This window comes from Saccharopolyspora hordei, from assembly GCF_013410345.1.
GTDB lineage: Bacteria > Actinomycetota > Actinomycetes > Mycobacteriales > Pseudonocardiaceae > Saccharopolyspora > Saccharopolyspora hordei.
On the sequence record NZ_JACCFJ010000001.1, the window covers coordinates 5,273,935 to 5,285,000 of the forward strand.

The 11,066-nt window shown below is 67.8% G+C and carries 4 protein-coding genes, 2 rRNA genes and 1 riboswitch (1 of these 7 running past the window's edge); of the genes, 2 read left to right on the forward strand and 4 right to left on the reverse strand.

Going from position 1 to position 11,066, the window contains the following annotated elements:
* Positions 1-10: 10 nt before the first annotated feature.
* Complete coding sequence (locus HNR68_RS24130) at positions 11-2,374, reverse strand: glycoside hydrolase family 3 C-terminal domain-containing protein (RefSeq protein ID WP_179724018.1); 2,364 nt, start codon at positions 2,372-2,374, stop codon at positions 11-13.
* A 117-nt stretch (positions 2,375-2,491) separates the two neighbouring features.
* Positions 2,492-2,706, forward strand: a riboswitch (cobalamin riboswitch).
* Between the two features lie 112 nt (positions 2,707-2,818).
* On the opposite strand from HNR68_RS24130, the gene HNR68_RS24135 reads away from it, so the two are divergent.
* Positions 2,819-5,185: a ribonucleoside-diphosphate reductase subunit alpha gene (locus HNR68_RS24135; RefSeq protein WP_179724019.1), complete on the forward strand. Its 2,367-nt coding sequence runs from the start codon at positions 2,819-2,821 to the stop codon at positions 5,183-5,185.
* 117 nt (positions 5,186-5,302) lie between these two features.
* A complete protein-coding gene (locus HNR68_RS24140) occupies positions 5,303-6,376 on the forward strand; it encodes a ribonucleotide-diphosphate reductase subunit beta (protein WP_179724020.1) in 1,074 nt (357 codons plus the stop codon).
* Between the two features lie 84 nt (positions 6,377-6,460).
* Here the strand turns inward: HNR68_RS24140 and ilvD are convergent, their stop codons facing one another.
* The 3 genes from ilvD to HNR68_RS24155 all read right to left on the reverse strand — a co-directional run.
* Positions 6,461-8,155, reverse strand: coding sequence for a dihydroxy-acid dehydratase (gene ilvD / locus HNR68_RS24145; RefSeq protein ID WP_179724021.1), 1,695 nt, complete (start codon positions 8,153-8,155; stop codon positions 6,461-6,463).
* 187 nt (positions 8,156-8,342) lie between these two features.
* Positions 8,343-8,459 (reverse strand): 5S ribosomal RNA (gene rrf, locus HNR68_RS24150).
* A 127-nt stretch (positions 8,460-8,586) separates the two neighbouring features.
* Positions 8,587-11,066: ribosomal RNA gene (locus tag HNR68_RS24155) — 23S ribosomal RNA — on the reverse strand (it continues 601 nt past the right edge of the window).

The following is an 11,066-nucleotide window of genomic DNA, read 5'->3' on the forward strand; positions in this document are numbered from 1 at the left end:
GGCGGGCGCGTCAGCGCGGGACGACCAGGCGCAGGTCCTCGACGCTGCGTCCGACGCGCAGCTCGCCGGTCCCCGGCTCGACCTCCACGTCCACCGAGACCTCGGCGCCCGCCTCCGCCTCGACCACCGCGAAACCCGCCAGCCGCACCGGGTCCGCGGCGTAGACCTGGACGACCTCGCGGCCCGCCCGCTCACCGGTGTTGCGCAGCGCGACCCGCACCACGTCCCCGTCGACCTCGGCCGCCAGGTACTCCCACGTGGTGTAGCCGAGCCCGTGCCCGAAGCAGAACGCCGGCGTCACGCCGCGGTCCCGGTAGGCGCGGTAGCCCACCGACGTGCCCTCCTCGTAGCGGAGTTCGCCGTCCACCGGTTGCACCGCGGGCAGCGGCACCGGCACGTCGGCCAGCGCCGCGGGGAAGGTGGTCGGCAACCGGCCGCCGGGCTCCGCCCGCCCCAGCAGGACGTCCGCGAGCGCGTCGCCGTACTCCTGGCTGCCGAACCACGTCCACAGCACCGCCGGCGCGGTGTCGCTCCACGGCATGAGCACCGGCGCCCCGGCGTTGACCACCACCACGGTCCGGGGGTTCACCGCCAGCACTTCGCGGACCAGGGCGTCCTGCGCACCCGGCAGGTCCAGCGAGGTGCGGTCGCGCCCCTCGGTCTCGACCTCGTCGTTGGTGCCGACCACCACCACCGCGACGTCGGCCTCGCGCGCGGCGTCGACGGCCGCCGCGAGCTCGCTGGCGTCGTCCCACTCCTGCGCGCGGTGGCCGAGGCCGACCGCCACCAGGCCCTCGGTGCTCCGCGGGGTGTACTCCACGGTCAGCGACGCGCGACCGGAGTCGTCGAGGTCCGACTCGACCAGCACCACGTTGAACCGCTGCTCCGGCGGCTCCAGCATGTCCCCCATCGGGTCGGTGATCTCCTCCGTGCGGGCCACGTCCGCCTCGAGCACGTCCCGTCCCGCGATCTCCGCCCGGAAGTGCCCGGTCCCGTTGACGCCGAACACGTGCTCGCCGACCTCGGCGCGCAGGTGCACCCGCAGCCGCACCCTCGCCGCGCCGTGCGGCAGCCCGGACGACCACAGCAGCCGGTCGGTGCCGCGGAGCTCACTGCCGAGCACCGCTCCGTCGCCGTCCAGGAAGTCGACGCGGACGCCGGTGCCCTCCCCGTCCGGGTCGAACGCCTCCTCCGGGGCGATCAGGTCGAGCAACCGCCGGTGCCGGACCCCGCGCCGGTACACCACCTCCGCGTCGGGCAGCGCGGCGCGCAGCCCGTCCAGCGGGGTCACCACGTGCGGCGGGCTCACGTGCGAGGAACCCCCGCCCTGCACCGCGGGGATCGTGGCGTTCTCCCCGATCACGGCCACCGTCGACACCGCCGGGTCGATCGGCAGCACCGGCGCCTCGTCCACGGTCTCGTTGCGCAGCAGCACGAACCCGCGGGTGGCGAGGTCGCGGACGACCGGCCGGGCCTGCTCCGGCGGCGGACCACCGACGGGTTCGGTGTCGTCGAAACCGCCGACGCGGGAGGCCAAGCGCAGCAGCCGCAGCACCTTGTCGTCGAGCACCTCGACCGGGACCTCGCCCCGCTCCACGGCCTCGGCGAGCTCGTCGTCCGACCACGGGCTCTCCGGCCCCGGCATGGCCAGGTCCAACCCGCCCAGCGCGGACTCGCGCAGCGAGCGGGTGGCGAACCAGTCCGACACCACCACGCCGTCCCAGTCCCACTCGCCCTTGAGCACCTCGTTGACCAGCCGCGCGTTCTCGGTCATCGTCTGGCCGTTGACCGAGTTGTAGGCGGCCATCACCAGCCACGGGTGCGCCTTGGACACGATCCGCTGGAACGGCGCCAGGTAGACCTCGCGCAGGGTGCGCTCGTCGACCACCGCGTCGTAGGTGAACCGCTCGGTCTCGGTGTCGTTGGCGACGAAGTGCTTCGGTGTCGCCCCCACCCCGCGCGACTGGACGCCCGCGACGACCTCCGCGCCGATCTCGCCGATGAGCAGCGGGTCCTCGGAGAAGTTCTCGAAGTTCCTGCCGCCGAACGGACTCCGGTGCACGTTGACCGTCGGCGCCAGCACCACGTGCACGCCCCGGCGCCGCGCCTCGTCGCCGAACAGCTCCCCCGCCGTCCGCGCCGCCGCCCGGTCCCAGGTCGCCCCCAGTGCGGAGGCCACCGGCAGCAGCAGCGCGGTGTCGCGCTCGTCCCAGGTCGTGCCGCGCACGCCGTTGGGCCCGTCGGAGAGCACCAGCGAACGCAGCCCGATCCCCGGTGCGGGGTGCAACGTCCAGAAGTCGGCGCCGGTCAGCAGCCGAGCCTTCTCCGCGGTGCTCAGTTCCGCCAGCAGTGACCGCAGCCGCTCCTCGTCCACGGCAACCCCTTTCGGCTCGCTCCTGGCGACAGTGTCGAACACAGCTCCGACACCTGTCGACCGTGCGCGCGGCGCGCCGACATCTGCCCCTTCGCGCCGACCGCGGACCCAAGATGTAGTGTGTCGCTCGCTGGTGGTTCACCGGAGCGATCCGGTGAGGCAAGAGGGAACCCGGTGCGAGTCCGGGACTGCCCCGCAGCGGTGAACGGGAACGACCGTCGTGACCCGACGCCCACCCGGGCGGCGGGTACAGCACTGGGCACCACGCCTGGGAAGCCACGACCAGTAGGCCGCCCGTGAGTCCGAAGACCTGCCACCGGTGCACGCGCACAGCGTGCTGTCCGGGACCTCGAGGGCGGGTCCGCGCGGACGAACGGCGGCCGGTGCCGTCGCTGTCTGCCTGCGCGCGCTCGTGGTCCACCGAGCTCGCGAGGGAGAGAGAGCGTGACGGCGACACTCGACAACTGGACCGAGGTGTCCACCGCGGTCCACCAGGCCTGCGCCGGACTGCCCGGCGTGTCCGCCGAAGCCGTGCTCGACGAGGTGCGGCGCACCGGCTACGCGGGGATGAGCGACGACGAGCTGTCGCTGGCCCAGGTCATGGCGGCCCGCACCCTGATCGAGACCGAACCGAACTACTCGCAGGTCACCGCGCGCCTGCTGCTGGGCCGGATGCGCCGCGACGCGCTGCGGTTCCTCGGCGTCGCCCCGGACGCCGACTACCCGGACCTCTTCGCCGCGCACGTGCGCCGCGGGGTCGAGCTGCAGCAGCTGGACCCGGAGCTGGCCGGGTTCGACCTCGACCGCCTGGGCCGCGCCCTGGTCCCCGAACGCGACCTGCAGTTCGGCTTCCTGGGCCTGCAGACGCTCTACGACCGGTACTTCCTGCACGAGGGCGGGGTGCGGTACGAGCTGCCGCAGGCGTTCTTCATGCGGGTGGCGATGGGCCTGGCACTGCGCGAGGACGACCGGGAGGCCCGCGCCGTCGAGTTCTACGACCTGCTGTCGTCGTTCGACTTCATGTGCTCGACGCCGACGCTGTTCAACGCCGGGACCACCCGGCCACAGCTGTCCTCCTGCTTCCTGACCACTGTGGACGACGACCTGTCCAGCATCTTCCACTCGATCAGCAACAACGCCCTGCTGTCGAAGTACGCCGGGGGCCTCGGCAACGACTGGACCCCGGTGCGCGGCATCGGCGCGCACATCAAGGGCACGAACGGCACGTCGCAGGGCGTGGTGCCGTTCCTGAAGATCGCCAACGACACGGCGGTGGCGGTCAACCAGGGCGGCAAGCGCAAGGGCGCGGTGTGCGCCTACCTGGAGACCTGGCACATCGACGTCGAGGAGTTCCTCGACCTGCGCAAGAACACCGGTGACGACCGGCGGCGCACGCACGACATGAACACCGCGAACTGGGTGCCGGACGAGTTCCTGCGCCGGGTCGAGGCCGACGAGCAGTGGACGCTGTTCTCCCCGGACGAGGTCCCGGACCTGCACGACCTCTACGGCACCGCGTTCGCCGAGCGCTACCGGGCCTACGAGCGGGCCGCCGACCGCGGTGAGATCACGGTCGTCAAGCGGGTCCGCGCGGTCGACCTGTGGCGGCGGATGCTGACCATGCTGTTCGAGACCGGGCACCCGTGGATCACCTTCAAGGACCCGTGCAACCTGCGGTCCCCGCAGCAGCACACCGGGGTGGTGCACTCCTCGAACCTGTGCACCGAGATCACGCTGAACACCAGCACCGACGAGGTCGCGGTGTGCAACCTCGGCTCGATCAACCTGGCCCGCCACGTCACGCCCGAGGGCATCGACGCCGAGAAGCTGGAGCGCACCACCCGCACCGCGGTGCGGATGCTGGACAACGTCATCGACATCAACTTCTACACGATCCCCGAGGCCCGGCGGTCCAACCTGCGGCACCGGCCGATCGGCCTGGGCCTCATGGGGTTCGCCGACGCGCTGTTCACCTTGCGCGTGCCGCCGGCCTCGCGGGCCGCGGTCGAGTTCGCCGACCGCAGCACGGAGCTGATCAGCTACCACGCGATCAGCGCGTCCAGCCGGCTGGCCGTCGAGCGCGGCCGGTACGAGACCTTCGAGGGGTCGCTGTGGAGCCGCGGCGTGCTGCCCCTCGATTCGCTGGAGCTGCTGGCGGAGGCGCGCGGCGGTGACGTCGACCTGGACCGGTCGTCCACACTGGACTGGGACGCGCTGCGCGAGCGCGTCGTCCGCGACGGCATGCGCAACTCCAACGTCATGGCCATCGCGCCGACCGCCACCATCGCCAACATCTGCGGCGTCAACCAGTCCATCGAGCCGGTCTACCGCAACCTCTACGTCAAGGCGAACATGTCCGGCGACTTCACCGTCGTCAACCCGCACCTGGTGGCCGACCTCAAGCGGGCCGGGCTCTGGGACGAGCAGATGGTCGCCGACCTGAAGCTGCACGACGGCAGCCTGCTGCCGATCGAGCGGATCCCGCAGGAGCTCAAGGAGCTCTACGCCACGGCGTTCGAGATCGAGCCGCGCTGGCTGGTGGAAGCCGCCGCGCGCAGGCAGAAGTGGATCGACCAGGCCCAGTCGCTGAACCTCTACGTCGCCTCCCCGAGCGGCCGCAAGCTCGACGAGCTCTACCGGCAGGCCTGGCGCTCGGGCCTGAAGACGACCTACTACCTGCGGTCGACCAGCGCCACCCACGTCGAGAAGAGCACCTTGCGCGGCACCGACGGCCGGCTCAACGCCGTCCCCACCGCGGTCCCGGCGAGCGCCTGCTCCGTCGACGACCCCGACTGCGAAGCCTGCCAGTGACCCCGTGACGCGACTTCGATGAGGCAGGCCCCCGGTCCCCGTCGAGGTCGCGCACCTCCACGAGCCGACACCCGACCTCCCGGTCGTCGACCGGGATCCCTTGGAGCACCACGAGAGATGCCTACCCCGCAGTCCTCTTCCCCCGCAGGCCTCGGTGAGATCGACCGCTCCGGCGGGCGCGTCGACGTCAGCGAGAAGGCGATGATCAACGCCCGCGCCGACGTCAACCAGCTGCTGCCGCTGAAGTACGGCTGGGCCTGGGACAAGTACCTCGCCGGCTGCCACAACCACTGGATGCCCACCGAGGTCTCCATGCAGGCCGACATCGCGCTGTGGAAGTCCCCCGACGGGCTCAGCGACGACGAGCGCCTGCTGCTCAAGCGCAACCTCGGGTTCTTCGCCACCGCGGAATCGCTGGTGGCCAACAACGTCGTGCTGGCCGTCTACCGGCACATCACCAACCCCGAGTGCCGGCAGTACCTGCTGCGCCAGGCGTTCGAGGAAGCCGTGCACACCCACACGTTCCAGTACGTCTGCGAGAGCCTCGGCCTCGACGAGGGCGAGCTGTTCAACATGTACCGGGAGATCCCGTCGATCTCCGACAAGGACGCGTGGGCCCTGCAGTACACCCAGAGCCTGGAGGACCCGGACTTCGCCACCGGCACCACCGAGGCCGACCAGGCCTTCCTGCGCGACCTCGTGGCCTTCTACGTGGTCTTCGAGGGCATGTGGTTCTACACCGGGTTCGCGCAGGTCCTGGCGCTGGGCCGCCGCAACAAGATGGTCGGCGTCGCCGAGCAGTACCAGTACATCCTGCGCGACGAGTCGATCCACCTGAACTTCGGCATCGACTGCATCAACCAGATCAAGCTGGAGAACCCGCACCTGTGGACCGCGGAGTTCCAGGCCGAGGTGCGCCAGATGCTCACCGAGGCCTGCGAGCTGGAGATCGCCTACGGCCGCGACACCATGCCCCGCGGCATCCTCGGCATCAACGCCGACCTCTGCGCCCAGTACATGCACTTCATCACCAACCGCCGCTGCGACCAGCTCGGCCTGGAGCCGGTGTTCCCGGAGACCGAGAACCCGTTCCCCTGGATGTCGGAGGCCATGGACCTGAAGAAGGAGAAGAACTTCTTCGAGACCCGGGTCATCGAGTACCAGTCCGGCGGCTCGCTCACCTGGGACTGATCCGACGGCGCGGTGAGCGGCCCGGCCGTTCACCGCGCCACCACGGACGCGAGCGAGTCGGTGTTGGCCGGAGCCGTTCCCGGTTCAGCCGCAGACCGCGCCTTCGGCTGCCGAGCCGACCAGCTTCGCGTACTTGCCCAGCACACCGGTGCGGAACCGCGGTGGCGGCGGCGCCCACTCCGCCCGCCGTCGCTGGAACTCCGCGTCGTCCACGAGCAGGTCCAGCGTCCGGGCGGCCAGGTCCAGCCGGATCGGGTCGCCGTCCCGCACCAGCGCGATCGGTCCGCCGTCGGTGGCTTCCGGGGCGACGTGCCCGATGCAGAGACCCGTCGTCCCGCCGGAGAACCGGCCGTCGGTGACCAGCAGGACGTCCCTGCCCAGGCCGGCGCCCTTGATCGCCCCGGTCACCGCGAGCATCTCCCGCATGCCCGGACCCCCGCGCGGGCCCTCGTAGCGGATGATGACCACGTCCCCGGGCTTCAGGGTGCCGTCCTCGACCGCGTCCATCGCGCCCTGCTCGCCGTCGAAGACCCGTGCCGTGCCGTCGAACCGCGCGGAGTCGAACCCCGCGCTCTTCACCACGGCACCGTCCGGGGCGAGCGAGCCGCGCAGGATGGTCAGCCCGCCGGTGGGGTGGATCGGGTCGGACAGCTGGTGCAGCACCTCGCCGTCGAGCTCCGGCGGACGGAGCTCGTCCAGGTTCTCCGCGACCGTCCGCCCGGTCACCGTCATGCAGTCGCCGTGCAGCAGGCCCGCGTCCAGCAGCGCCTTCATCACCACCGGCACGCCGCCGATGCGGTCCACCGCGGACATCACGTAGCGACCGAAGGGCTTGACGTCGGCCAGGTGCGGCACCCGGTCGCCGATGCGGTTGAAGTCGTCCAGCGACAGGTCGACCTCGGCTTCGCGCGCGATCGCGAGCAGGTGCAGCACGGCGTTGGTCGACCCGCCGAACGCCATCACGACCGCGATCGCGTTCTCGAAGGCCTCCCTGGTGAGGACCTGGCGTGCCGTGAGCCCCTTCTCCAGCATGCCGACCACCGCGCGCCCAGCGGCCCGCGCGCCGGCGTCGCGGCGGCGGTCCACCGACGGCGGGCTCGCCGACCCGGGCATCGACATGCCCAGCGCCTCCGCCGCGCACGCCATCGTGTTCGCCGTGTACATCCCGCCGCAGGCACCTTCACCAGGGCAGATGGCGCGCTCGACGCGGTCGACCTCCGCCCGGGAGATCAGCCCGCGCGCGCACGCGCCGACCGCTTCGAAGGCGTCGATGATCGTCACCTCGCGGTCGTCGACCCGCCCTGGCAGGATCGACCCGGCGTAGACGAACACCGAGGCGAGGTCGAGCCGCGCCGCCGCCATCAGCATCCCCGGCAGGCTCTTGTCGCAGCCCGCGAGCAGGACGGTGCCGTCCAGCCGCTCGGCCTCCACCACGGTCTCCACCGAGTCGGCGATGATCTCCCGGGACACCAGGGAGTAGTGCATCCCGACGTGCCCCATCGAGATGCCGTCGCTCACCGAGATGGTGCCGAACTCCATGGGGAAGCCGCCGGCCGCGTGCACCCCGTCCTTCGCGGCCTGCCCGAGCCGCTGCAGGGACAGGTTGCAGGGGGTGATCTCGTTCCAGGAGGACGCGACCCCGATCTGCGGCTTGCCGAAGTCCTCGTCCTGCATGCCGACGGCACGCAGCATCCCGCGTGCCGCAGCCCGTTCCAGTCCCTCGGTGACCTCGCGGCTCCGCGGCTTCAGGTCAGCACGGGTGAGCTCTGCACCATCCACACGAGGACTGTAGGCGCCCCCACACCCCCACGCTCGCCGTCGCAGCGCGAGCTCCGCGCCCGCGTCCCGGCAGCGCTCCACGGAGCTGTTCATCCGGAGTGCTGCGGAAGCAGGCACCAAAAAGAAAAGGGGGGTGGCCCTGAAGCCTTCCGAAGAAGGTTTCAGGGCCACCCCCACTCATGTTGTGTGTCGGCGGTGTCTTACTCTCCCACACCCTACCGAGTGCAGTACCATCAGCGCTGGGGAGCTTAGCTACCGGGTTCGGAATGGGACCGGGCGGACCCTCCCCGCTATCGCCACCGACAACCCTCACACCCCACACCCACGTGCGGGGAAACCTCAGGGTCACCAACAACAAACCATGTTCGGTTATCAAACAGGGCACCTGGTTGCTGTCCCAGACACCGTATAGTGAGTGCGCAACATCTTCATGTAACAAGTCCTCGGCCTATCAGCACCAGTCAACTCCACACATTACTGCGCTTCCATCTCTGGCCTGTCAACCCAATCATCTCTTGGGGGCCTTACCCCTATCACAGGGTGGGAGACCTCATCTAGGAACAGGCTTCCCGCTTAGATGCTTTCAGCGGTTATCCCTCCCGAACATAGCCAACCAGCCACGCCCTTGGCAGAACGACTGGCACACCAGAGGTTCGTCCATCCCGGTCCTCTCGTACTAGGGACAGCCTTCCGCAAGTCTCCTACGCGCGCGGCGGATAGGGACCGAACTGTCTCACGACGTTCTAAACCCAGCTCGCGTGCCGCTTTAATGGGCGAACAGCCCAACCCTTGGGACCAACTCCAGCCCCAGGATGCGACGAGCCGACATCGAGGTGCCAAACCATGCCGTCGATATGGACTCTTGGGCAAGATCAGCCTGTTATCCCCGGGGTACCTTTTATCCGTTGAGCGACACCGCTTCCACCAGCCAGTGCCGGATCACTAGTCCCTGCTTTCGCACCTGCTCGACCCGTCAGTCTCACAGTCAAGCTCCCTTATACACTTACACTCAACACCTGATTGCCAACCAGGCTGAGGGAACCTTTGGGCGCCTCCGTTACCCTTTAGGAGGCAACCGCCCCAGTTAAACTACCCACCAGGCACTGTCCCCGATCCGGATCACGGACCCGAGTTAGATGCCCAGAACGACCAGAGTGGTATTTCACCAACGACTCCACCCCAACTAGCGTCAGAGCTTCACAGTCTCCCACCTATCCTACACAAGCCGAACCAAACACCAATACCAAGCTGTAGTAAAGGTCCCGGGGTCTTTCCGTCCTGCCGCGCGAAACGAGCATCTTTACTCGTACTGCAATTTCACCGGGCCTGTGGTCGAGACAGCGGAGAAGTCGTTACGCCATTCGTGCAGGTCGGAACTTACCCGACAAGGAATTTCGCTACCTTAGGATGGTTATAGTTACCACCGCCGTTTACTGGCGCTTAAATTCTCCGCTACACCCCAAAAGGGGTTCACGGGTCCTCTTAACGTTCCAGCACCGGGCAGGCGTCAGTCCATATACATCGCCTTACAGCTTCGCATGGACCTGTGTTTTTAGTAAACAGTCGCTTCTCCCTGGCCTCTGCGACCACCACCAGCTCCCCCAGCACGTGGGATCACCAGCAGTGGCCCCCCTTCTCCCAAAGTTACGGGGGCAATTTGCCGAATTCCTTAACCACAGTTCACCCGACCGCCTCGGTATTCTCTACCTGACCACCTGTGTCGGTTTCGGGTACGGGCCGTGCACACACTCGCTAGAGGCTTTTCTCGGCAGCATGGGATCACTCACTTCACCACAACGGCTACGCATCACCCCTCACCCACACGGCATGCGGATTTCCCTACACACCGGGCTACAGGCTTACACCAGTACAACCACTCACTGGCAGAGCTACCCTCCTGCGTCACCCCATCACTTAACTACTACCCCATCAGGTCCCATGCACCCGGAAACATCATCCGAAGAATCAGCAACCAAGCGGATGGTTAGTCTCAAGGGATTCGTTATGGACGCATGCGCACGGGTACGGGAATATCAACCCGTTATCCATCGACTACGCCTGTCGGCCTCGCCTTAGGCCCCGACTCACCCTGGGCGGACGAACCTTCCCCAGGAACCCTTGGTCATCCGGCGGAAGAGATTCTCACTCTTCACTCGCTACTCATGCCTGCATTCTCACTCCCACACACTCCACCACCGGTTCACACCATGGCTTCACCGCATGCAGGACGCTCCCCTACCCAACAACACCAAACAGTGCTCTTGGCATGGCTTCGGCGGTACGCTTCAGCCCCGCTACATTGTCGGCGCAGGACCACTTGACCAGTGAGCTATTACGCACTCTTTCAAGGATGGCTGCTTCTAAGCCAACCTCCTGGTTGTCTCAGCGATCCCACATCCTTTCCCACTAAGCGCACACTTAGGGGCCTTAGCCGATGCTCTGGGCTGTTTCCCTCTCGACGATGAAGCTTCTCCCCCACCGTCTCACTGCCACGCTCAAACTCAAGCGTATTCGGAGTTTGGCTGATCTCAGTAACCCGCGAAGGCCCATCAACCAACCAGTGCTCTACCCCACCCAAGCAGAAAACGTGACGCTGCACCTAAATGCATTTCGGGGAGAACCAGCTATCACGGAGTTTGATTGGCCTTTCACCCCTACCCACAACTCATCCCCCAGGTTTTCAACCCTGGTGGGTTCGGGCCTCCACACGGTCTTACCCGCGCTTCACCCTGGCCATGGGTAGATCACCCCGCTTCGGGTCTACACCACGCGACTCAACGCCCTCTTCAGACTCGCTTTCGCTCCGGCTACCCCACAACAGGTTAACCTCGCCACGCAGCAGTAACTCGCAGGCTCATTCTTCAAAAGGCACGCCATCACCCACAAAAGGCTCTGACGGATTGCAGGCACA

What these genes read in the sequence shown, in the direction of transcription:
- HNR68_RS24140 (WP_179724020.1), top strand. Translation starts at nt 5,303, where the DNA reads ATGCCTACCCCGCAGTCCTCTTCCCCCGCAGGCCTCGGTGAGATCGAC.